Raw genomic sequence first — 21,144 nt, forward strand, 5'->3', positions numbered from 1 at the left:
GAGCAATTCAGGCGCTAAACAGGGGGCAGTTTATGCTCCCTGTTTTTTTAATAGCTCTTCAAATAATCAATTACCCATGCTGGATCACTATCGCTTGGGAAAATGGGGTAATGAACTGCCTCGATTACACCGTTGTTCGCAATGAGCGTGACTCGCTTTAAGAGAGTCATTCCAGCAGCAACAAATGTTGGCATATTCAATGCCTTTTGAAATTCATAATTCACATCACTAACCACTGGGAATGGAAGGTGAAGTCTATCGGCCATCTCTTTTTGATACTCAGTAGTTTGAACACTCAAACCCACAACCTCTGCGCCCAATGCTTGAAGCTCTTGGTAATGATCCCTAAATGAACAGCTCTGCGGTGTACATCCTCTTGCTCCAGGAATTTGATCCCAACCATCTGGCAAAGCAACATTGGGCTGCCCTGTCATTGGGTAGCAATAAATAACCAACTTACCTTTGATGTCACCAAAGTTAATGGGCGTTCCATTGGTAGCATTTAAAGAAACGTTGGGCAGCCTCATTCCCTTCAAATGATTAGTCGAGCCATCATCTTGAGGAATAGGGAGATCTGTAGGGAGCTGATTTAGGTTTGTCATATCTAAATACTATACAAAAAAGCCCCACATGAGGCTAAGGCAAAATAAAAACCACCCGAAGGTGGTTTTGGTGTTTCTTGGTGGCCCGGGGCGGAATCGACCAGGACAGAGGGTGTATGACTCTAGCTCTAGACTACCCGCCAAAATAGATGACTCAATAAAAACCACTTTAAGTTTTCACCCAAAGTGGTTAAGTCCGTAGGAGCGGACAAGCCGAAAATAATAATTATTTTTTTCTTAAAAAAGCTGGAATATAGACTTCATCGTTTTGAGCATTGGTTGCTCTTATCCCAGAATGCTGTCTCCTGAAATCCTCTAATTCAACCTCTAATGCCTTGGCATAAATCTGGGCATTAGTTAAAGTGCTCTCGGGTGCCTGCTTAAATCCCAACAGCTCACCATTTTCTATCCGAACAATTTCTTGAATTGCCAATCCGCAAGAGCCCGCTACTACGGGCAAGGTTAAGCTACGCATCTCTCTAGCCTCGCGAAGACGCTTACCCAACTGCCTAAAAGATTGAATTTCCAACAAAGTCATACAGCCCACAACTTTAATAAATTAGGGCTTTATGTTCTCTCTGTAGCCTAGTCGGGTCAATTAGCCTTAGGGCGAATACGAAACCCATTACAAGTCACAGCCAATCCCATAAACTCTCGCGGATGACACCTTTTACGATTCAAACCATTTTTTTGTTTTATAGCGCTCTGAGTTTTTTATCAGCGGCTCTTATTGGCGCATTATTTTGGAAGCGAAAAGATCGCTCAGCCAAACTGTGGCTTTGGGGCTGCTTGCTGACATCAATTGCCACCGCAATAACAGCTCATCGAAATAACATTCCACTAACCATCAGTTATAGCTTGATGGTTAGTTTTGAAGCCCTATCCATTCTCCTGTTTAGTGAATCATTAAAGCGTTTAGCCGTCAGTCAAGCAGAAGTAAAGCTTAGCTTACTTACCTTTATCATCCCCAGCACTCTTTTTCTTGTGATTGAATTTGCTAGGCAAATAGGCGGCGGAGAAATAACTCCAGCTATATCAGCACTGACAATGTCAACATTTGCTATCGCAAATGTATTTTGTCTTTATCAAACAGTACAAGTAAAAAAAGAATTTGAAAATGAAATATTTTTTAATTTTTTGGGTATTGTTTTTGGAGTAGTAATCGCCCTGTATCTCGTAAGAATTTTTATCATTGCGAGCGGCTACAGTAGTCATTCATTTGACATTCAGACTTTAAATGTCATCACTTGGTTTGGACTGCTTTTATTTGGCGCTATCAGAAACCTTGCTTATATTGTTCTCAGGCTCCATATGGGATTTACTGAACATACACGCTTAAATAGTATGAACCTACGACTCTCTGATGTTTTAGATGAACGCAATGAGATGATTCTTTCCTTACAAAAACTAAATAGATCGGCATCGATTAATGCCTTAGCCTCCACTATTTCACATGAGATTAATCAGCCTCTAGGCGCATCAAGACTCAATGCGCAATTTGCTGAGATGAAACTTGAATCAGACCCAGGCAATGTTTCACTTCTTAAAGAGCTTATTAAAAGCATATTAGAGGATATCAATAGAGCCTCAACCATTGTTAAAAATTTATCCAGATTAAGCTCTAATCAAAATAACAGCGTTGCCCATGTCAATCTTGCTGAATCGATTAATCAAGTTATTGAAATATCTAAAGGTAAGTTACGCTCCTCTAAAACCACCATTGAGCTTAATTGCGCTAGTCACTATCAAATTAATGTCAATGTGAGCGAGTGGCAGCAAGTATTAATTAACTTAATTAATAATGCGATTGATGCTCTTGATGAGGCTGATATAGGTCACAAAAAAATAGAGATTTGCGCCAAACAAGAGGGCAAGACTATAAAAATTTCTATTCAAGACAATGGGCATGGTATTGCCGCTGGCCAGGAGACCAAAATTTTCGATTTAATGGTTAGCAATAAGGAAGCTGGGTCTGGAATTGGCCTGTGGCTCTCAAAAACTATCATCAATAGATTTGGCGGTGAAATTAGTGCCCACAACACAAGTGATGGCGGAGCATGCTTTGTCATTGAACTACCCAAAGCCTAAGATGTCGTTTTAAACGACATCTAAACGTACCGCATAAACGAAAAAAACCACCCGAAGGTGGTTTTGGTGTTCTTGGTGGCCGGGGGCGGAATCGAACCGGGGCCGAGATGCTTAGACAAGTTGTTTTGTTAACAACACCAGCTTAAGGCCACTGATCTTAGGATTTCCAACGCCAGCATCTGCTGGATAGTCTGAGCTTACTTGCGTGGGCTCGTAGCCCCTACGCAAATAAAAATCAAATAACTCTTTACGCTCTGAAATAACAAATAAATTAACCTCTGAAGACTCATATTGATTTTCGGCATACTCTTCTGCGAGCTGAAGTATTTCTTTGCCCAAGCCAAGATTTTGATATGACGGCTTAACTGTCAGCATGGCGATATAGCTTGCCCCAGCCTCTTCGTTGATATTCACGCAGGCAACAATCTCACCTTTGTTTAGGCCGAGCAATATTGTCGACCCATCCCCATCAAGCAGATCAGCAAGTTGCTGTGTGTTGATTCTGTCGCCCTCTATAAGCCCTGACTCATGAGTCCAGCCGGTCTCAGGGCCGTTGGGACGATACGAGTTATTTATTAAGCCCACCAGCTCTGGTACGTCCCTTGCTGTGGCAATACGATATTCGTCAATATTCATGACGATAGTTTCACCCAAATATGAAAAAACCACCCGAAGGTGGTTTTGGTGTTTCTTGGTGGCCCGGGGCGGAATCGAACCACCGACACAAGGATTTTCAAGCATCCTCCGATTGACCGCTTCGCCAAGCATTTCAAGTGGTTATGCCAACCGAGACAGATTGTGCGCAAAAAATGCTGAGCGTTTTCAGAAACTTACCGTAGCGTGTTGAAACTGTGCGCAAACCCAAATACCAATATGTAGCGGTGACTGACGTAAGGAGTACCAATAAATTAACTACACAAATGCGCTAAATCTCGGTTCATGTATCAGTCAAAAATTGGTTCGACTCCTGCTCATGCCACCCAATTTTGGTTCGAATCCTAGTAGTGGTACCGAACAAAGTTTGGTTCTCAGCCATGCCACCAAACCTTTAGTTCGAATCCTGTGCCTGCAGCCAACCATTGGTACTTGGAATGTCGTTTTAAACGACATACAAATACCTTACTTTAATCTACTAAATTCTGTAAACTTTTCTGATTAATTAAAATCTTTTAAATCCATTTCTACTTTGTCAAATACAACCACTTCGCCACCTACGCATTACAAAATATTTTGCGATGAAAGTTGTCATCTCCTAAGTGACAGCTCAAACATAATGGTATTTGGAGCGATTAAATGTGACGCAGATCAAGTGGCAAACGCCATAAAGCAAATAAAAAGCTTGCGTGTCGTTCATAATTATCACACTGAAATTAAGTGGACTAAATTACATACCAAACATTTGCCGTTTTATAAAGCTCTCATTAACTTATTTTTTGATTGTCATTTTTTAAAATTTAAAGCGACGGTTGTTCTTGATAAAAATCTACTAGATCACGAGAAATATAACAATGGATCTCACGCTGATTTTTATTACAAAATGGCGTACTACTCTTTAAGAGATTTTTTATCTACGCCAAATACTACATATCAAATTTATTTTGACTATGTAGATACACAAGGAAACAATAAGGCCTCGCGTTTAAGAGATATTTTAATTAACAGGATGCATGGAAATCTTGAACTTTCAACTCAAGTCATAAGATCCCACGAATCGAACTTAATTCAACTTTGCGATCTCTTGATTGGGGCGATTGGCTATGTCAATAGAAATGATCTAGCTCATTTAAGCAGTATAAAAAATCAAATTATTGAACACTTAAAAGTAAAAAGCCATAGAAGCTTAAATATTGCTTCGGCACCTTGGGAAGAAAAATTTAATCTTTTCCTTTTTAGCCCAAGAAAATAAGATGCTTCCTTCTATTATCAATACAAGTGGCATTGATGCTACAAAGCTTTTTGATCATCTTTATAGATTTTTTCATCAAGATTTTGTCTGCAATAGGACATACCTGAATCAAACAATTTACATAGATCCACAATCTAAACAACTAGAGGATGGCAAAGAAAAAACTTTTTGGCACCTCACGACAAAAAAGGATCAGTTAACCAAGATAAGGCTTTACGATCCAAGACGTGCAGAGCGCCTCAATTGGGTAAAGGTAATCATTGAAAACCATTCGGCTCCATTAGTTTCATATTTTTATCATCAAGAAAATAATGCTAAAAAAGATATAAGACTATATCTCTGGGCAGAAAACCATGATTTTGTAGTCATCCTTCAAAAGCTCGGTAGATCCAGTTCAATTCTTGTAACAAGCTTTTATATAGATCATCCCCATAAAAAGGTTGATTACAAAAAAAGACTTCATGCTTATCGCAATGGAACCAATCCAGCACTTATGAATGTTGATTGGTTTTAAAAAAAATCCGCCATGGAGGCGGATTTAAGAATTTGGTCGCCTATTATGGACCGGGCGATACGGTCACCTCTTTCTACCAATTGGTAGGTGAGCGAAGTGATTTTGCAACATACAGCTCAAGATTACAAATCTAAATACCCTAATACAGTGAAAATACAACATCTATAATGCTGTAACTCATTGATTAAAATGAATATTTTTAACTGCATCAAATTATTTACCCACTCGATGTATGGGTAAATAAACAACTCCCACACCCAAATAAATGAATTCCTGAAACTAAAATTGCTAATAACGGCAAATTTTAGAATGAAATCATTACCCAAAGAACTTAAAACTACTTCCGTTGATTCCAAGCTACCCACACAGGCTAGATTTGAGCAAAGCTTGCGAGATTCTATTGAAGGTCAGGAATCCATATTAAGCATTGGCTATTTGCAGTATGTTGCTCAATATCAATCTCATAACCCCTTTAGTCATTCACGCATCACCTACAAAGTAATCCATAGAAATACAGGATGTTCTGTGCTCATTAAATTAACTAGGGTTTTAAATACTGGCTCAGGGCTACGCAAACGCCAGAGAATCAATAGAACTGCAAAGCGAATAGCAGTGAAATGGATGCCAAGACTCAAGACGAGGTATTGATTTACGCATTACCTGTCAGCCAGATAATCTGTCAAACTCTAAAAAGAGTAATCACCAGATCAAACCGCGATTTTGAATCATTAGAGCGGTTTGGGCGTTTCGCCCCTTAAATAGTCCCTAAACATTTTTAACTCTTGCGGCGATTTAGTAGTAATAGTGGGCCCTGTTGTAGCGGGTGACTTAGGTTGTGAAGGTGCAATCGTTTTAGCTTGAGCAACTGGCTTAGCTACTTTTTGCTGTACAGCTTGTGCTGGCCTAGTTACTGGAGCAGGCATAGCTCTTTGAAGCAAACTCACCGCCTTGGGTTTAGGTATCTTTGGGGCTTTGGGGGTCTTGGCTTTGGGCTTACTGGCTTGAGCCGCCTTCTGTTTTGCCTGTGTACTAGCTTGTTGGCTAATGGCACTCCAGGTGTTATTCATAATGATTCGCAATAATCCTAGCTGATCTTCTGCATTGGCAATCTCATACATTCTCATGGCTTTCTCCTTTCCTTATATTTATCGGATCGTCTAGGATTTAGACGATCCCCACCTAAACCTCTGTTGGCAAATGCACCACATTGTTTGCACCATACTGCCCTTGCAATAAGAAATAAGCGGCTTGACTGTTATCGGCAACTACTTGAGTTTGCACTACCCAGCCCTGCGGCTGTATACGTACGTAGGCTACATATGTTTTCATTTAATCCATCCATAGAAAAAGAGCTAACACTAGGATTAGCATTAGCTCGTGGTTACTCACTTACCAAACCCAGCACGTACAGCGCCACTGGCTTGCTCTATCTGGGTATCTAACTCCCCCGCTTCTACAGCGCCTTTGATAATCTCTAAGGCTTTGATAAGCTCATCTGCAGTGGCAACTTCTACGGCTGTTTTGCCTTTTGCAAACTCAATCACGCGGCTTCCATAGCGAACGTTTAGGCAAACCTTGCCGTCACTAGACACAAACCACCACTGACGTACACGCTTTTGATGCTCTACGGTTTTGCGAGAGCCGTCATAGTCTTTAACTGATTTAAATTTCTTAACAGTAAAAGTATTGCCTTCGCGTTGGGCCTTCGCAAGTTGGATCTGCTCCCATACTTTTGTAGAGAGCTTATTGCGTCGCTGCAAAATGGGTGGGATAGACGTTGGCTTTTTAGAGTTAACCATTTTCAAACTGTTTAATGTGCTCATTTCATTTCTCCTTTGTAGTTAATGGGCACACTTAATTTATGGTCAGAGTTTTTGGTTGGACAACCTCTTTTTGCCAATATCTGCCAGAACCAAAGGATTTAAGCCAGATCTGTTCTTCTTTTATTAGGTTTTGCTAAATACTTTTATGAACTACAAGAAGAAACGATTAACTGAGGCACAGTTTCAAATTAACAATCGTCAAAAGTACGATTCGAAAGTTACTAACAGCCTTCTAAAAGCTAATGGACTTAATCCGCAGACTTTTTCAACAATGCCTCTTGAATTAGTGCAAGCCCGCATCGTTGCAGTAGAACTACTCAAAAATTACTCACAATTTTTAACAAAACATCAAACTAAGGCACTCAATAAATTCAAAAGCAAAACCGCAGATAAAAAGAAATGCAATCAACTTAGCCCTACTTTGGCTTATCCGATACTCAATCTAGCAACCAAAATCAAAAGACAGGCTCATAAACAAGAACTGCAAGCAAGGCAAACTATCCAGGAACTAAGGTACAACCAACCTTAACAAACAGGTACAAACGCGGGTTGTAATACGTCGGCTAATGAGCCCGCACTTGGCATAACTGCTCTAAAGGTTATGCAATACAAGTAGGCCGCAAGATTCCTAGATTTTCTAGGTTTGAAGTTTTAATACATCTGTCTTCAATAAATCTTTTTAGAGTCGTGTTGCTGAGGAACTCATCGTACCAATCTACACGTAGCGGCGGCTTTAGTACTTTCATAGTGCTATAGCCGTCGTTTGACTAAAGAATCTATCAACCAATCAGCAATCAAAAGAAAGAAGATATGTGTGAGCGGAAGCGAAACACAGGACGAATGCAGTTCGTCCAATAAGGCTTGATTAGATATTTAAATTTTGTTCAAGTTGAGTATAAAAATCTGGCATTTCTTCTTTAGTAATTTCCCAACCAGAGCAGTTATTTCTGACTGAATCCCACAACCCCCAACCACCAAAAGCAACTACTGCTTGTCCAACCAGACCCATTACAGAGTCAATGATTTCCTGAGCCGTTGCTGTTGAGCCATCTTCATACGCACAGAGAACTGCAATGGGAACCCCTTCATTGATAGCCATTGACTTTCCAAGATATCCTTTTGAGTCTTGTGACCGAATTCGCTCATCTAAAGCTACTGAGAAATTTTTTAATTCAAGCTGAATGGGGAAATTTTCAAATTCAAATATGGCGGCAACAGTTTTCATTTAAATTTTTATGAAATGTAATTGAATTGCATTTTACCTGACTGGGTATAGACGCAAAATCACCACCCTGAATCTATAAGTACTTCATATAAATTTTTCGCAGCTCTATTTTTAAAGGGCACAGGACCCATTCGGGTATCAAATTATTCGTTTAAGCGGTGATCTAGCTCACCCGCATACATGGGTAGCTGAGGGCTAAATATATATGCTTAAACGAAGGATTTAGCTGTGGCATTTAAGCCACGAAATGTAATAGAAGTATGAAACTATTACATTTAGAGCTAAGTCATTGAAATTGAAAAGATCTTTGTTTTGCCATTTTCGGTTGCTCAAACCAAACATAAGAAAACATACTGTAGCTGCTTATTTATTACATTTTGGGAGCTACATATGTCACAAGCAAAAACACTAAACACAACAGAACTACGCAGAGTTCTTGATCACATCGCTACACGCAAGCATTCTGCCCGCAATCGCTGCGCCTTACTTTTAACCCATTACGCAGGAATGCGAGTGGGGGAAGTTGCAGCTCTACGTATTTGCGACGTTTTAAACGACAGCGGAACCATTAAAGATGAAATCCGCCTAAGGCCAGAACAAACTAAGGGCAAATACGCTAGAACTGTATATATCAATGCCCGTATGCAAAAAGAAATTGCTCAGTACGTTAAATGGATACGAGTTACCGATACCAATAAGCCTTTGTTCTATACCCAAAAACGAGCTGGCTTCTCAGCCAATACGCTTACACAGTACTTTCACTTTCTATATAGACGTGCTGGACTTGAAGGTTGCAGCTCACACTCAGGCAGAAGATCATTCTTAACTTCCTTGGCAAACAAGGGCACAGCTATACATATATTGAAGTCCCTAGCGGGCCATCGCAACATTAGTACTACCGCTGGGTATCTATACTCCAGCCCAGACCAGATGAAAGCGGCAGTGGAATTAGTCTAATAAATCTTCAGCAGGCTCAAAGTAGCCTGCATCTGGAAACCTTCCAACAGTTGCATTGGCTATCAACTTTTTCGTAGTGTCTAGAACATAGTCAAGACGATCTAAAAGATTCTTCATTTCATCTGGAGTTACTTTTTCATCAGGCTTTAGGTGCCCCAATAAGCCATATTTTTGCGCTAGCTTATATGCAACAAAACCTTGCTTTTGTGATTCTGACTGATATTCAAGATAGATTTTTAAATCGCGATTGATTCGATCGAACCCAAATTTCAGATTGTCTTTAAAAAGTCTTGTAGGGGCGGTACTTTCATCCCATCGATTGTATTTCTTTAGATTTTGATACTCTTCTTGAGCTCGCAAAATCTTATCGAATTGTTCTTTTAACTTATCGAGCGACAAATTAAGCGGAATCTCCAATACCAGAGTTGATGGCTTAAGTTCCTTATTCGATCGTTTGATTTTGTAATCAAGTGAAACGGGCTTAATTGTTCTATACGGAACTTTTTCTTTAAAAATCCTGTGCCCTCTAATCTTCCACCATTCTTTAAAGTTGAGTTGGCTCAAGTCCCCGAACCTTCTATAGGTATGAGCCATAGCCACATTTCTAAATCTTCTGGTTGACTGTATTTCAGCGTACCAATGGGAGGCCTTCAGCACATTAAACCAAGCTTCATACATTGACCCCTCAGCTTTAGAGGCGGCAACCTCGACATCAAACCCCCATACATCGTTCTCGACGGGGAAACCTTTGTAGAAATTTAAATAGTCCATTTATTTGTTCGGAAAAGTTGATAGTTCAGGTTTTTCGAATTTTCAGACGCTAAAACGCTCTCTAGAATTTTTTACAAGTAACGCAATCCTCTTAAAAACTTTATCAACCTGCGTTACGAAAAAGAAAGGTAACAACATGGAAATTCTAGCAAACGAAGCGGTAGAAGTAAAAGTGTCATCAGCTACGCTAGTAGCCAATGATGACAAAACATTTGGCAATGTCATGGCAAAAGTGTCAGCAACACCTATGCATTACTCAGTTGCCGACATCAAAGCAATGGAGGCGGCTCGTATTCACTGGGAGCAGGGGTCTTTGCGTAAAAGCAATGAGGAGCTGTATCTAGTTTTACAAGATTGCAAAGCATTCTGCAAAGACTTGCCTTCTGCTGAAGCTAAGCAGCGTTCAGACTCATTAGCAAAGTTCTACAAAGAGCGTGGCTGGCGTTACAACAAGGAAACACCCATTGAGACTCGCGTACTTCGCGCTGTCTTTGGGATGGAAAACCGTCGTCGCATCAGCAGCTACTCCTTAGTGCTGCGCGAATCCAAAAAGCAGCGTGTTGGCGTTTCAAACTTAGCAGCTTGGATTGACGAGATGGGTGGCGTACAAGAAATTCGCCTTTCTCAAAGCAAGACTTTCATCTCGCCCGCTGAGAAGGCGCAGATCATGAAGGAACGTCTTGCTTCTCGTGGCTTCTTTATTGGCTTTGCTAAGTCCGAGCTGTTATCGCATGTTGCTGACGCTGAGCACATGGGAGATGACTGCGTAATGCTGGGCAATCAACAACCAGATGGTTCATTTGGAGTTTACGCAGTACTTCGCTCTTCAGGTGTTTTGACAGCAGCTTATGTAGCCGCGTATGCAAAAGCTGAGGAAATCGAAGCTCAAGCGAAAAAAGAAATTGAGGCCGCTAACGATGCGGATGGAAAGCCTGTAGCGGCTTAACGAACCTGGTGGCAACTGCTACAGGTTGCCACCAACCATCACTGAGGAAAAGACATGTTTAATCAAGATGAAATTAGCCCTAAAACTCCCGATGACTTCATTTACAGCAATGAAGAATCACGCCTGCGCATTAAGGATGTTGTGACTGGTGCACAACCTTTGCCATATGCAGGCAAGAGCGGCGTATTGTTGTACGGCATTTATGGCACAGGTAAAACCACGCTTGCCAATATGCTTCCCAATGCAATTGAAAAAGGCACAACTGGACATGTTCAGGCATTGCCTGAGTCATACATCGGCTGTCGCCAAGGCTTAAATGGCGTTCAGGTTTCGCAAACAATTGACAAGATTCTTTCGACGCAATCATTAAATGCCAGCGGCAAGCATTACATCATTTTGGATGAGGTGGATGTTCTGACTAAACAGGCACAAGAAAGTCTTAAGTCATCTCTGAATACAACACGTGGCGTATTTGTATTAACCACCAATAGCGTATCTAAGCTAGATAAAGGCCTACTTGATCGCTGCATTTTAGTTGAGATGAATGCTGCTGATCCAGAAACCTATCTGCCAATAGCTCACAAGGTTGTCGCAGCTCACGATGTCGTTTTAAACGACGAAGAGTTGATTCCGACTATCAAAGGGGCAAATGGATCGCTACGTAATGTCATTAACAACGTAGCTCGTCAAGCACGTCGAGCCAAATCTAATCAAGCTGCTAACTAAGGAGAAAATCATGCCAGCACCACACACACGCAAAAATGCTATTGCAGCAGAACACACTGAAGTTACTAATGCTTATGCGATTCGCGTTACAAATGCAAAGTATCGCTCTGCAAATATTAATGGAGTGATCGAGCTTGCTAATGGCAAGAACTCTTTTCATGTTTTGGGTCAGGAACTTTGTGCTAAAGCAAAGCTGGCATGGTTTGACATGGAATTTAAAAAAGGGTTTCGCTCAATCAATTTGAGTGGCGCTCAAGTACAGATTTTGCCTAATTACACAGGCGAAGTTATTTCTAAACTTGCTTAAGGGGCGACTATGCGAGAGCTTATTGGAAATGAAAAAGAAGTTAAGTTTATTTTTTTTCGTCACGGCATTGATTACACACTACCCACGCCGAGCAATGTAAAGAAATTTTTAGGAACCAAATCTGCTGGTTTTTATAAAGCCGATGGTCATTATGCGGGAAATATTCATCAATTCAGTCATGTCTTAGATATAGTACATAGTGGTCTTAGCCTTAATTCAGTCATAGGTCATTGGCACCATGGACCGTGTTATATGAATACCGTATTACGTTTAGGTGGCGATGCCAAACGTAATGTTATGTTTGATCTAACACATAGTGAAGTTATTGTTGATCATTTAACTTTAACTAAAGAATCTTTGGATCAACTTTGGGACATTTGCCAAGAAACATACAATACTGTTAACTCTATAAAGCAAGCAAAGAGCTTAATCAAACAAACTCAGGATCTTGAAAAAACTGTAAACAAAAATAAGTTAATTGATCCATCATTGAAAGATTCTACGGAGCTACTTAAATCTGAGTGCTTCTTAAATTTTGCAAATCCAACCTTAAAATTTTTAGAAGAAAAAATTAAGGGTTGGTACAAGTCTGCTAAATGGCTTGAATAGATTGTTCTCTAGCACATTAGGCCAATTGCTCAGCAGCCATCGTAGGGGTTAGCTTGGAATAGTGTCGCTCAATCATGGCGGCGCTATTTCCCATTTGTTTGGCTAGAGTATGAATATCAGTCTTATTTTCAAGTAACTCCAAAGTGGCGTAAGTATGGCGCAATGAATACAAAGTACGCATCTGCCCATCCTGACTTAACCCCAAACCAGTATCTCTCATTAGTCTTTTAAACGCTCCGTCAATTCGTGCTGGCTGGTGTCCATCAGCAAATACAAAAATACGATTAGGCGCACGTGATTCAAATAATCTGTCAAATGAAATATCTTTAACGGCTAGCTGTCTACTATGTAATCGCTTGAGAGCATCTATAGCTTTATGTTTAGCAATTAACCAACGGCCACCTGTTTTGCCACTAACCCATATACGTAGATATTTTTTATCTCCTTGCGTATGCCATTCAATATTGTTCCAGCAGATATTCAATGCTTCGGTGCCATGCCGCATGCCTGTGTAAAACAAAATCTCCACATAGTCTCTTAATAATGGGCGGGTTAATTGCTCTATCTCCAATCTGCCATGATTAATCCAATCTTTCATGTACCCCAACAAATAATCCATCTCTTCTCGGCTAAATGCTGGGCGAGTTTTGCCTTTGTGCCCTCGTGTTGTTAGTTTTGGGATTGCCACCCTCTCACTAATCCAACCTTTATTAACTGCTGTCTGCTGTAACTTTGTCCAAGCACTGGCAAAGTTCATTAAGGTGCTGGACTTGGGTACTAGCCGCATCTGCCTATTACGCCAAATCTCAAACTCATGAATGTCTGTATAAGTTATTTCTTCTAGTCGCTTATCCTGAAAGTAAGGTAAAAAGTATTTCTCAATACACGTGATGTAACTTAGATAAACACTCTTTCCAATTCCTTCACCCAAATCACGCCGCATTTCATAAAGTGTGGCGTGCGCTATTTCTGCGAATGTGGGTGCTTTTTGCGCAAGCCCTAGACGCTGGCGAAATCTAGCTTCATCATATAAATCACAGGCAACTCTGACAGCATGCTCAATTGATGCTTGCTTGGTTGAGACTCTGTCCCATGTGTTGTCATGTCGTTTAAAACGACATTGCCAGAGTGGGCTATTTGGCCTGCGAAAGAGAACTACGTCGCCATCACGCAGATAAAGCTCTGTGGGCTCTGCGTATTTGAGCTGACTTAGGGCTGTGGGTTGGAAATCTTGCTGGGGTGAGGAGATTACCTCTAGGTGGCTTTCGGGTACTTTAATTACCTTAGTCACTTTGTGGGCAGATTACCGTTGTCATACCGCTATTTTATTTTCAGACTTAGAGTTGGACAACCTGAACAAGAAACGTACTTTTAAAGGACGTTTCTATGGCTAAGCGCAGTCTTGATTTAACCTTTTATTCGACCTTTTCTGCATAAGTCTCTCTATAAACAGGCTTTAAGACTTTCACTAAATTATCAACATCCATTGCGGCTAAATTAGATCTGCCACCAATAATGTTAACTTCTTTAATGAAGTTTCTAAAACTACTCAACGAAACATTGGGTATAACACTAGACCAAATAAAGCGGCCGCAATTACCACCACCGGCTCAGTGAGTTTCTTGTATTTCCAAAGCAATGCGGTCGTCACAATAGCCAATACAGCAGTCGGAATATCCACAATAGAGCGCTGACCAATCACAATGACTGAACCAGTAATAGCACCAACTGCGGCGGCTGTTACTCCGTCAATAAAAGCAACCAGACTCGGATTCTTGCCATATTTCTTAAAGTAAGGTGCTGGAATAATAGTGAACAAGTAGCAAGGAATAAAAGTGGCCAATGCCGCAACACTGGCACCAGTAAAGCCAGCAATGAGATATCCAATAAAGCCAACAGTGATGACTACAGGACCTGGCGTAATCATTGCAACAGCCACCGCATCGACAAACTGTTTCTCAGTTAGCCATTGATGCTCTACAACTACACCGCCATATAAGAATGGCACGATGGCTAATCCCGAACCAAATACAAAGGCGCCTGCTTTTGTAAAGAAGATGGCAATTTGACTTAGAAGTGAAAGATCAAAGCTACCCCAAATACTCGTAAATGCTGGTACTTGAGTAACGGCAATGGAGTTCAGTCCACCGCTCTTAAACCACTTTGGTGGCGCCTTAACAAATAAAGTAATAAGGCCTGCAGTAAAGACGAGTGAGGCAATTTCAGATTGAGTGATGACGGTACTTACCACCATCACTACAAAGATTGCCCACAATAACTTATCTTTACCAATCGTTTTCTTAGTGAGTTTTTGGGCGCTAATCGCAATGATGCCAATCACGGCGGCACCCACGCCATAAAAAACTGCCTGCATCCAAGCTAAATCTCCATAAGCCACATATGCCCATCCTAGAGCAACCACCATAAAAAATGAGGGGATCACAAATGCAATACCTACTAAAGTTGCTCCAAGAATTTTGTAATGCACATACCCAAGATATATGGCTAATTGTGCAGCCATTGGACCAGGGGCCATCTGAGCTAAGGCCATTCCTTCTCTATAATCAGCTTCAGTTATCCAGCCATACTTCTCCACTAAATCTCGATTCATATAACCTACCAAAGCGACCGGTCCTCCAAAACCCCAAGTACCCAACTTGAGCATATAGATAACCAATTGCCAAAGTGAATAACTTGGTTTGAGTTGTTCTATTGAATTGCTCATTTCACACCCTCTTTCGTAAATGCGCCTACCAAGGCATCAAATACACCGCTGGCTTTGTCGAGCAATTGATCATCGGTTTTAGTGGATACCTTCAACCCCGCAATGATTGCCTCAACACCTTGCGCTTCAGCTGGTTGAATACCACCTACATCCAAAGCATGAATCACAGCGCCCAAACGCTTAATAGCCGCATCATCAATTCCAAAACTTTGGGCAATCACTTCAAATGTCACTAGGCCATCTATATGGGTAAAGGTAGCGCCATCAAAATCAAATCCCAACGCGGTCTTAGGGCACTCCTTTATTGATTTAAGCCAGATAAATGATGCCTTTGGGTCGATGTACTTACGGATAAGCCAAGCACTAGCGAGCCTATCAATCCAAAGTCTAGAGCGGGTTGCCCACCTCTTGCCTTGATAGTTCTTGATATTGAGCTTGGTAATTTTTCGCTGAATGGCATGCGGCTCACCTGGAGATTGAATGGCAGCAATCGCAAGCTCCAATTCTTCTAAAACACGATTAGCTTGTCTGCTTGATTCACCAACATAAAAATCAATTGCTACTAATGCCTCATATTGCTTACGAAGTTTTCGCGCTTCTTTAATTTGTTCAAGTATTAATTTGGGTTTAAGTTTTTTAATCAGAGCCTTAGATTGCTGAATTAATTGGGCATAGTCTTCTGCTCGATCAAACAACGATTTAAAACTTTCGCTTGTCGGCTGTTCAATAGTCACTACATAAGCTGAACCACCCGCACTTAATACTTGCTCTGAAGCAAGCTCGAATGTTGTTTTGTGTTGCTTATCATTTGGCAAAATATATACACCATCTCGCAGAACAGCGGCGCCTGAAGCCTTTAAAGAACGCCAAATTCGCATCCGCTCCGTAGGGCTGGAAGTAGGCAAAGATAGGATGAGGGCATAGAACTTGTTCATGTAATATATGCTACATTAATGTATTAAATACTACAAGTATTGATTTGTCGTTTAAAACGACAAATCAATGACTCATCAATGGCAGCCTATTCTGATTAAGACGCTTAAACGGCACCTAGCTAGCCATGACATGATGTATGGACAACAAGCAAACCTATAACGCAATCGATACAGTCTAAGCCTCTAAATTGACCAAACAACCGGCGCCTATGCGCTCCGTCGCTATCTGGCTCTCCATCGCTCTTCACCTAGGGCTATTTCTGCTGTGGACATCATATGAAGGCTTCACCCACTTAAAACCCAAAGATAAAAATCCAGACATCATTGAGGTTCAGCTTGAAGAGCCTATCGCTAAAACCAATAATGACTTAAACGCCAGTCAAAACATCGATAAACAGCCAGTATCATTGGCCGCTCCCTTAGCGCCAACAGCAGAAGAGTGGGCTTTTGCCTCAAAGTACACACTCAAAAATAGCAAAGGCTATCGCCATTCCTTTGGTCAGCAAGTGCGAAGTATGATGGGAACTGCTGTTGAGGGGCCAGACCAAGGGCAAGTGAGATTTAGAATTGAAATTGCTCCGAATGGCGCTGTCGTTAAAGTGGAAACACTTTGGAAAACATCGGACAAAGCAGAGCAATTGGCGAGAAAGGCAATGAAGTCTATGCCTGCTTTGCCGCCCACGCCAACTGGGAAATCACTTATTTTTGAGAGAACCATTTCATTTACGCCATTTGCTACAAATGATGCCCCAATTTACAGGGATGATTGCCTGCCTGATACACCAGCGTTTGGCAATCCATTTGCCTGGGATGGCAAATCACCGCAAGAAATCAAGAAGAGCAAGTCTGCTGAAAAACTCAGCCCCGAAGCCTTGGCAGAATGCCTTAAGCAGTTACCCCAAGATTCTATTGATGGCATCACTGCTGAAGCTCAACGGCAACTAGACATATGGAGCTCAGGAAAACTTAATCAAAGAAAGTAAGGTTTCTATATATACGTATATACGCATATATTTGTAATGTCGTTTTAAACGACATCGACTGACGCAAGGATGCTAACTTGATTTATCCTTTTAAAGGGACGACTCATGATGGGGCTAACCGAGACTAATGGCGTCCTGTCTCTAGACGCTAACAAATAAAAAACCACCCGAAGGTGGTTTTGGTGTTTCTTGGTGGCCCGGGGCGGAATCGAACCAGGGCCGAGGATGTCTGACTCTATTTCTAGACTGTCATTTTAAAAAATCCATAAGTTGCTTCATTTCATACAAAAATAGTTAATGTGAGGGGTATTAAGGCTTACCTTTTAGAAACTAATCACTAATAATAGAGCCATTCAATATGGACTTTCTATGACAAAATTTTTCTTAACTATATTTTTGGTAGCAACATTCGGTTCAGCATCATATGCTCAAACCCTTAAAAGCCAAAAGATTAATGAATCTAGTTATGCCTTGATTGGTGAAATTGGCGGTAGAACTTATGAGAACCAAGGTCTAAATGCCAACTATGGGGTTGTGGTTACAAAGGATGGAGTCATACTGATTGATAGCGGCGCATCAAAACAAGGAGCGGAGCTAATTAGTAAAGAGGTTCAAAAAATAACTGCGCAGAAAATACGATGGGTCATCAACACAGGCTCTCAAGACCATCGCTGGTTAGGCAATGATTACTTTATATCGCAAGGCGCTGAAGTGATTGCTCTTAGTAAAACGGTTGCCACGCAAAAATTGATGGCGGGCGGGCAAGTAGACTCGGTTAAAGCCGTTTTAAAGGATCGCTTTAACGGAACTAAACCAGCATATGCTCAAAAACCAATTACTCAAAATGATGTTGCTCTGGATCTTGGTGGCACAAAAGTTCAGATTAAATATCTTAATCACGCTCACTTTGAAGGCGATGTCGTGGTGTATCTTCCAGACCAAAACATCATGTTTTCGGGAGACCATATATACGTCGATAGATTGTTAGGAGTTTTGCCGCAAAGTAATGCCTCAACATGGTTAGATGCTTTTAATCAGATTGAATCTATTAATCCAAAGGTAATTGTTCCTGGACATGGCAATATTTGCGATCTAAACAAAGCAAAGAGACAAACAGGCGACTATCTGAAGTTTCTTGTTGATGGAACAAAAAAATACGCTGAGGAAATGGCGGGTGTTGAAGCCGCCGTTAAGGGCTTATCAAATGCCCCCCAATTTGAAAAGTTAGCGAACTTTAATGAACTACACAAAGGAAATATCAGCAGAACATATCTTAGGTTAGAGGCCCAGTAAATGTCGTTTAAAACGACAGCGACAGGCAAAGTCGAACTGCGTTAATGCTTTAGCTAACAAATGAGAAAACCACCCGAAGGTGGTTTTGGTATTTCTTGGTGGCCCGGGGCGGAATCGAACCAGGGCAGAGGATATCTAGACATAATAACTGTCGTTTAAATAGATATTTTTAATATTAGAGGCTTATTATTGCTTTTTATACAGCCTTGGATTCTAGAAAACAGTTATCCTAAGACCATGAAAAAATATTTGTCCACCTTAAGCATATCCCTGATCTGGTTTGGAATTCCTATGGTAGGCCATGCCCAACCTGATGGAGTCGCACAAAATGATGCTATTAAGGCTACGGTTAGTGTTACGGGAATAAACCAATTTAATACCAGCCTAAATACGGGTGGGAATTTTGGGTGGTCTAGTGCTGGCGCCACGCTCAATTTGCTGAAACCCATTTCAGCGGCAACTTCAATTGGCGTCTCTGTTCGCTATGGCAGCCAGTTTTGGAACTGGAGCAATATGAATAGCTACGGCTATGGTGGGAAGAGTCCATGGACGACGATTAGCACTCCGGCACTGGGCCTCAGCTATTCTCACAAACTCGACTCTGATTGGAGGCTCAACTTTATTCCCACAATAGAGTCTTCTGCAGAGACTGGCGCCAATCTAAATAACTCCCTTACTTATGGCGCTATTTTTAATGGCTCAAAACAACTCTCGCCCACCTTAAATCTAGGCCTGGGTACTGGCGTCTTTCGCCAGATTGATACGAACCGAGTATTTCCATTTATTGTGATTGATTGGAAGATCTCTGATCGCTGGAATCTAAATAATCCATTCCCAGGTGGTCCAGCGGGTGGCGCAGGTCTGGAGCTAACCTATAAGGTTACTAGTGACTTTAAAGTGTCGGGCGGTGCAGCCTATAATAGCTATCGCTTTCGCCTAAATGATTCAGGCCCTTACGCTGGTGGCGTTGGTCAAAACAAGTTCATTCCCGTATTTGCCAAGTTTTCCTATGCGATTGATAGAACCACAGCCCTAGATCTTTACGCCCTTGCCAATATGGGAGGAAGTGTGACTGCCATTAACACCAACGGCAATACTGCCCTTAGCACCAATTACAGAACTGCTCCCGCAGTCGCTCTAAACCTCGTTAAGCGTTTTTGATTTCAGCGTCTAATTTGTCGTTTAAAACGACATCGACTGACGCAGGGATGTCTAATTGATTTGTCCTTTTAAAGGACACTTCTTAATCAGGCGCCCCATACGCAATTCTCCAAACAAAAACCACCCGAAGGTGGTTTAGGTGTTTCTTGGAGGCCCGGGGCGGAATCGGCCTGGGCCTAGGATGCTTAATCCTGCTTGCTACTATTACATCTTCACAATTTTCCAAGCACCATTTAAGAAGCCGTCTCCAGTCTTATCTCCTGGCTTGGTATCTTTAACCCAGAAATACAGGGGCATTCCTTTGAATGCTAATTGCTTTTTGCCGTCATCACGAGTGATTACAGAATAATCGCCAGACACTGCTGGACTACCATCAACTAATAGTGGTGGCCAGTTGGTGGCACATGGGCCATTACACATAGACTTACCTGAACCAGCCGCATCTTTGGCAAAGGTATACAGGGTCATATTATTACTACCTACTAACATGCCATCATTTACTTTGGTATATGGCGCCATGGCTCCGCCCGTCATCGACGCACATGCAGCTAATGTAGCAGCAGCGATCAAACTAATTAATACGCCCTTAATACGATTCATGTAGATCCCCTTTAAAAGTTAAGTTAACACTCTACTGGTTATTTATGTTTGAAGTATGACGTGATTAAAACTAAGGGGCTAGGCATGAAAAAACCACCCGAAGGTGGTTTTGGTGTTTCTTGGTGGCCCGGGGCGGAATCGAACCACCGACACAAGGATTTTCAATCCTCTGCTCTACCGACTGAGCTACCAGGCCAAGACTTGGAATTATAACGAATTTGCTTTAAGCGCCCTTGATTTGGGGGATTTGCTTAATTTCATGGGCTTCATGCCCATGGTTAAAGGGGGTCTAGCTCTCGCCTTTATTCCGCGAGGTATCTATTCCAAGCGCCTTTAGCTTGCGATACAAGTGGGTACGCTCAAGGCCCGTGTACTCAGAAATCTTGGTCATACTGCCACCCATGATTTGCATCTGATGCTCAAAATACGCTTTTTCAAATAGATCTCTAGCCTCTCTTAACGGCAGGTCAAAGTACGTTTTTGCTATTCCGCTGATGAATTCACCCTCGGCAGGTGCTGGAGCTGATTCGACAACAGCCTGCTTTGGCGTTGTTACCGCATTTGTGTTGGCCTGAACAGCACGCTCTTGTTCGGGTTCAACATACTTAGGAGAGCTCTCTAAAGCCTTGCTAACCGTCTTCAAAAGCTTTTGTAGGGCAATCGGCTTTTCTAAAAAATTGAGGGCGCCAATTCGAGTTGCTTCGACAGCGGTATCAATTGTTGCGTGGCCAGACATCATGACTACAGGCATTGTGAGTTGGCCAGTGTTAGACCACTCTTTTAATAAAGTAATGCCGTCGGTATCAGGCATCCAAATATCCAACAGCACTAAATCAGGTCGCATTTGTTCGCGAATCGTACGCGCTTGTATTGCGCTTTCTGCAGCGTACACAGTATGGCCTTCATCCGTCAGAATCTCATTGAGAAGCTCGCGAATTCCCATCTCGTCATCAACAACCAAAATACTAGCCAT

At 41.6% G+C, this 21,144-nt stretch carries 27 protein-coding genes and 1 tRNA gene; 13 read left to right on the forward strand and 15 right to left on the reverse strand.

Features of this window, described 5'->3' with window-relative positions; all coding sequences use genetic code 11:
- Positions 1–47: 47 nt before the first annotated feature.
- On the reverse strand, positions 48–602 hold the full coding sequence (locus JaK3_RS01310; protein WP_068319937.1) for a peroxiredoxin: 555 nt from the start codon (positions 600–602) through the stop codon (positions 48–50).
- Between the two features lie 226 nt (positions 603–828).
- Positions 829–1,140: a helix-turn-helix domain-containing protein gene (locus JaK3_RS01315; RefSeq protein ID WP_068319939.1), complete on the reverse strand. Its 312-nt coding sequence runs from the start codon at positions 1,138–1,140 to the stop codon at positions 829–831.
- Positions 1,141–1,262: 122 nt separating this feature from the next.
- On the opposite strand from JaK3_RS01315, the gene JaK3_RS01320 reads away from it, so the two are divergent.
- Positions 1,263–2,690, forward strand: a complete 1,428-nt coding sequence (locus JaK3_RS01320) for a sensor histidine kinase (RefSeq protein WP_068319941.1) — start codon at positions 1,263–1,265, stop codon at positions 2,688–2,690.
- Positions 2,691–2,801: 111 nt separating this feature from the next.
- On the opposite strand, the gene JaK3_RS01325 is transcribed toward JaK3_RS01320, so the two are convergent.
- Positions 2,802–3,326: a GNAT family N-acetyltransferase gene (locus JaK3_RS01325; RefSeq protein ID WP_161484692.1), complete on the reverse strand. Its 525-nt coding sequence runs from the start codon at positions 3,324–3,326 to the stop codon at positions 2,802–2,804.
- A 550-nt stretch (positions 3,327–3,876) separates the two neighbouring features.
- On the opposite strand from JaK3_RS01325, the gene JaK3_RS01330 reads away from it, so the two are divergent.
- Together JaK3_RS01330 and JaK3_RS01335 are read left to right on the forward strand one after the other, a co-directional pair.
- Entirely contained in the window at positions 3,877–4,596 is a 720-nt protein-coding gene (locus JaK3_RS01330) for a DUF3800 domain-containing protein (RefSeq protein ID WP_068319945.1), read from the forward strand.
- 1 nt (position 4,597) lies between these two features.
- Positions 4,598–5,110: a hypothetical protein gene (locus JaK3_RS01335; protein WP_068319947.1), complete on the forward strand. Its 513-nt coding sequence runs from the start codon at positions 4,598–4,600 to the stop codon at positions 5,108–5,110.
- Positions 5,111–5,601: 491 nt separating this feature from the next.
- Here the strand turns inward: JaK3_RS01335 and JaK3_RS10650 are convergent, their stop codons facing one another.
- The 4 genes from JaK3_RS10650 to JaK3_RS01345 all read right to left on the reverse strand — a co-directional run bounded on the left by JaK3_RS10650 (position 5,602) and on the right by JaK3_RS01345 (position 6,933).
- Entirely contained in the window at positions 5,602–5,745 is a 144-nt protein-coding gene (locus tag JaK3_RS10650; protein ID WP_161484693.1) for a hypothetical protein, read from the reverse strand.
- 93 nt (positions 5,746–5,838) lie between these two features.
- Entirely contained in the window at positions 5,839–6,234 is a 396-nt protein-coding gene (locus JaK3_RS01340; RefSeq protein WP_068319949.1) for a hypothetical protein, read from the reverse strand.
- A 55-nt stretch (positions 6,235–6,289) separates the two neighbouring features.
- The gene (locus tag JaK3_RS10655; protein WP_161484694.1) at positions 6,290–6,439 is read right to left on the reverse strand and encodes a hypothetical protein; all 150 of its coding nucleotides are present in this window, start codon (positions 6,437–6,439) and stop codon (positions 6,290–6,292) included.
- 56 nt (positions 6,440–6,495) lie between these two features.
- Positions 6,496–6,933 carry a DUF6641 family protein gene (locus JaK3_RS01345; RefSeq protein ID WP_068319951.1) on the reverse strand — a complete coding sequence of 146 codons (438 nt, stop codon included), beginning with the start codon at positions 6,931–6,933 and terminating at the stop codon, positions 6,496–6,498.
- A 145-nt stretch (positions 6,934–7,078) separates the two neighbouring features.
- On the opposite strand from JaK3_RS01345, the gene JaK3_RS01350 reads away from it, so the two are divergent.
- Positions 7,079–7,462 carry a hypothetical protein gene (locus JaK3_RS01350; RefSeq protein WP_068319953.1) on the forward strand — a complete coding sequence of 128 codons (384 nt, stop codon included), beginning with the start codon at positions 7,079–7,081 and terminating at the stop codon, positions 7,460–7,462.
- A 336-nt stretch (positions 7,463–7,798) separates the two neighbouring features.
- Here the strand turns inward: JaK3_RS01350 and JaK3_RS01355 are convergent, their stop codons facing one another.
- Positions 7,799–8,158 carry a hypothetical protein gene (locus JaK3_RS01355; RefSeq protein ID WP_068319955.1) on the reverse strand — a complete coding sequence of 120 codons (360 nt, stop codon included), beginning with the start codon at positions 8,156–8,158 and terminating at the stop codon, positions 7,799–7,801.
- Between the two features lie 390 nt (positions 8,159–8,548).
- On the opposite strand from JaK3_RS01355, the gene JaK3_RS01360 reads away from it, so the two are divergent.
- On the forward strand, positions 8,549–9,115 hold the full coding sequence (locus JaK3_RS01360) for a tyrosine-type recombinase/integrase (RefSeq protein ID WP_068319957.1): 567 nt from the start codon (positions 8,549–8,551) through the stop codon (positions 9,113–9,115).
- Here JaK3_RS01360 and JaK3_RS01365 read toward each other — a convergent pair.
- On the reverse strand, positions 9,107–9,886 hold the full coding sequence (locus JaK3_RS01365; RefSeq protein ID WP_068319959.1) for a hypothetical protein: 780 nt from the start codon (positions 9,884–9,886) through the stop codon (positions 9,107–9,109). The two genes, JaK3_RS01360 and JaK3_RS01365, sit on opposite strands and share 9 nt — an antisense overlap.
- 136 nt (positions 9,887–10,022) lie before the next feature.
- Between JaK3_RS01365 and JaK3_RS01370 the strand changes: the two genes are divergently transcribed.
- The 4 genes from JaK3_RS01370 to JaK3_RS01385 are packed head-to-tail and all read left to right on the forward strand — an operon-like array spanning position 10,023 to position 12,474.
- Positions 10,023–10,832, forward strand: coding sequence for a hypothetical protein (locus JaK3_RS01370; protein WP_068319961.1), 810 nt, complete (start codon positions 10,023–10,025; stop codon positions 10,830–10,832).
- Positions 10,833–10,886: 54 nt separating this feature from the next.
- Positions 10,887–11,558, forward strand: a complete 672-nt coding sequence (locus tag JaK3_RS01375; protein WP_068319965.1) for an AAA family ATPase — start codon at positions 10,887–10,889, stop codon at positions 11,556–11,558.
- A gap of 10 nt (positions 11,559–11,568) precedes the next feature.
- Positions 11,569–11,865, forward strand: a complete 297-nt coding sequence (locus tag JaK3_RS01380; protein WP_068319966.1) for a hypothetical protein — start codon at positions 11,569–11,571, stop codon at positions 11,863–11,865.
- Between the two features lie 9 nt (positions 11,866–11,874).
- Positions 11,875–12,474 (forward strand): hypothetical protein, encoded by a 600-nt coding sequence (locus JaK3_RS01385; RefSeq protein WP_068319968.1) that lies wholly within the window; start codon positions 11,875–11,877, stop codon positions 12,472–12,474.
- Between the two features lie 16 nt (positions 12,475–12,490).
- On the opposite strand, the gene JaK3_RS01390 is transcribed toward JaK3_RS01385, so the two are convergent.
- From JaK3_RS01390 to JaK3_RS01400, 3 genes are all read right to left on the reverse strand, one after another.
- Positions 12,491–13,765 (reverse strand): tyrosine-type recombinase/integrase, encoded by a 1,275-nt coding sequence (locus tag JaK3_RS01390; protein WP_068319970.1) that lies wholly within the window; start codon positions 13,763–13,765, stop codon positions 12,491–12,493.
- A 258-nt stretch (positions 13,766–14,023) separates the two neighbouring features.
- A complete protein-coding gene (locus JaK3_RS01395) occupies positions 14,024–15,199 on the reverse strand; it encodes a chromate transporter (protein ID WP_068319974.1) in 1,176 nt (391 codons plus the stop codon).
- On the reverse strand, positions 15,196–16,134 hold the full coding sequence (locus JaK3_RS01400; protein ID WP_068319979.1) for a chromate resistance protein ChrB domain-containing protein: 939 nt from the start codon (positions 16,132–16,134) through the stop codon (positions 15,196–15,198). The genes JaK3_RS01395 and JaK3_RS01400 overlap by 4 nt, the downstream gene beginning before the upstream one ends.
- 67 nt (positions 16,135–16,201) lie before the next feature.
- On the opposite strand from JaK3_RS01400, the gene JaK3_RS10810 reads away from it, so the two are divergent.
- The 4 genes from JaK3_RS10810 to JaK3_RS01415 all read left to right on the forward strand — a co-directional run bounded on the left by JaK3_RS10810 (position 16,202) and on the right by JaK3_RS01415 (position 19,571).
- Positions 16,202–16,294: a MucR family transcriptional regulator gene (locus tag JaK3_RS10810; protein ID WP_240480849.1), complete on the forward strand. Its 93-nt coding sequence runs from the start codon at positions 16,202–16,204 to the stop codon at positions 16,292–16,294.
- Positions 16,295–16,322: 28 nt separating this feature from the next.
- Positions 16,323–17,117, forward strand: a complete 795-nt coding sequence (locus tag JaK3_RS01405; RefSeq protein ID WP_205627472.1) for an energy transducer TonB family protein — start codon at positions 16,323–16,325, stop codon at positions 17,115–17,117.
- Between the two features lie 369 nt (positions 17,118–17,486).
- Positions 17,487–18,410 (forward strand): MBL fold metallo-hydrolase, encoded by a 924-nt coding sequence (locus JaK3_RS01410; protein ID WP_068319995.1) that lies wholly within the window; start codon positions 17,487–17,489, stop codon positions 18,408–18,410.
- A gap of 291 nt (positions 18,411–18,701) precedes the next feature.
- A complete protein-coding gene (locus JaK3_RS01415; RefSeq protein WP_068320000.1) occupies positions 18,702–19,571 on the forward strand; it encodes a DUF6268 family outer membrane beta-barrel protein in 870 nt (289 codons plus the stop codon).
- A gap of 204 nt (positions 19,572–19,775) precedes the next feature.
- On the opposite strand, the gene JaK3_RS01420 is transcribed toward JaK3_RS01415, so the two are convergent.
- The 3 genes from JaK3_RS01420 to JaK3_RS01430 form a co-directional block, all read right to left on the reverse strand.
- Positions 19,776–20,171: a COG4315 family predicted lipoprotein gene (locus JaK3_RS01420; RefSeq protein ID WP_015422222.1), complete on the reverse strand. Its 396-nt coding sequence runs from the start codon at positions 20,169–20,171 to the stop codon at positions 19,776–19,778.
- A 120-nt stretch (positions 20,172–20,291) separates the two neighbouring features.
- Positions 20,292–20,367, reverse strand: a tRNA-Phe gene (locus tag JaK3_RS01425).
- A gap of 93 nt (positions 20,368–20,460) precedes the next feature.
- Positions 20,461–21,144, reverse strand: coding sequence for a response regulator (locus tag JaK3_RS01430; RefSeq protein WP_068320002.1), 684 nt, complete (start codon positions 21,142–21,144; stop codon positions 20,461–20,463).

This window comes from Polynucleobacter yangtzensis (genome assembly GCF_001595965.1).
Taxonomy (GTDB): Bacteria; Pseudomonadota; Gammaproteobacteria; order Burkholderiales; family Burkholderiaceae; genus Polynucleobacter; species Polynucleobacter yangtzensis.

Coding starts and splice junctions, on each gene's coding strand:
- JaK3_RS10655 (WP_161484694.1), bottom strand. CDS start 6,439: ATGAAAACATATGTAGCCTACGTACGTATACAGCCGCAGGGCTGGGTA.
- JaK3_RS01410 (WP_068319995.1), top strand. CDS start 17,487: ATGACAAAATTTTTCTTAACTATATTTTTGGTAGCAACATTCGGTTCA.
- JaK3_RS01400 (WP_068319979.1), bottom strand. CDS start 16,134: ATGAACAAGTTCTATGCCCTCATCCTATCTTTGCCTACTTCCAGCCCT.
- JaK3_RS01375 (WP_068319965.1), top strand. CDS start 10,887: ATGTTTAATCAAGATGAAATTAGCCCTAAAACTCCCGATGACTTCATT.
- JaK3_RS01350 (WP_068319953.1), top strand. CDS start 7,079: ATGAACTACAAGAAGAAACGATTAACTGAGGCACAGTTTCAAATTAAC.
- JaK3_RS01395 (WP_068319974.1), bottom strand. CDS start 15,199: ATGAGCAATTCAATAGAACAACTCAAACCAAGTTATTCACTTTGGCAA.
- JaK3_RS01325 (WP_161484692.1), bottom strand. CDS start 3,326: ATGAATATTGACGAATATCGTATTGCCACAGCAAGGGACGTACCAGAG.
- JaK3_RS01360 (WP_068319957.1), top strand. CDS start 8,549: ATGTCACAAGCAAAAACACTAAACACAACAGAACTACGCAGAGTTCTT.
- JaK3_RS01315 (WP_068319939.1), bottom strand. CDS start 1,140: ATGACTTTGTTGGAAATTCAATCTTTTAGGCAGTTGGGTAAGCGTCTT.
- JaK3_RS01310 (WP_068319937.1), bottom strand. CDS start 602: ATGACAAACCTAAATCAGCTCCCTACAGATCTCCCTATTCCTCAAGAT.
- JaK3_RS01430 (WP_068320002.1), bottom strand. CDS start 21,144: ATGGCTAGTATTTTGGTTGTTGATGACGAGATGGGAATTCGCGAGCTT.
- JaK3_RS01355 (WP_068319955.1), bottom strand. CDS start 8,158: ATGAAAACTGTTGCCGCCATATTTGAATTTGAAAATTTCCCCATTCAG.
- JaK3_RS01385 (WP_068319968.1), top strand. CDS start 11,875: ATGCGAGAGCTTATTGGAAATGAAAAAGAAGTTAAGTTTATTTTTTTT.
- JaK3_RS10810 (WP_240480849.1), top strand. CDS start 16,202: ATGACTCATCAATGGCAGCCTATTCTGATTAAGACGCTTAAACGGCAC.
- JaK3_RS01340 (WP_068319949.1), bottom strand. CDS start 6,234: ATGAGAATGTATGAGATTGCCAATGCAGAAGATCAGCTAGGATTATTG.
- JaK3_RS01380 (WP_068319966.1), top strand. CDS start 11,569: ATGCCAGCACCACACACACGCAAAAATGCTATTGCAGCAGAACACACT.
- JaK3_RS01320 (WP_068319941.1), top strand. CDS start 1,263: ATGACACCTTTTACGATTCAAACCATTTTTTTGTTTTATAGCGCTCTG.
- JaK3_RS01415 (WP_068320000.1), top strand. CDS start 18,702: ATGGTAGGCCATGCCCAACCTGATGGAGTCGCACAAAATGATGCTATT.
- JaK3_RS01335 (WP_068319947.1), top strand. CDS start 4,598: ATGCTTCCTTCTATTATCAATACAAGTGGCATTGATGCTACAAAGCTT.
- JaK3_RS01420 (WP_015422222.1), bottom strand. CDS start 20,171: ATGAATCGTATTAAGGGCGTATTAATTAGTTTGATCGCTGCTGCTACA.
- JaK3_RS01370 (WP_068319961.1), top strand. CDS start 10,023: ATGGAAATTCTAGCAAACGAAGCGGTAGAAGTAAAAGTGTCATCAGCT.
- JaK3_RS01365 (WP_068319959.1), bottom strand. CDS start 9,886: ATGGACTATTTAAATTTCTACAAAGGTTTCCCCGTCGAGAACGATGTA.
- JaK3_RS01345 (WP_068319951.1), bottom strand. CDS start 6,933: ATGAGCACATTAAACAGTTTGAAAATGGTTAACTCTAAAAAGCCAACG.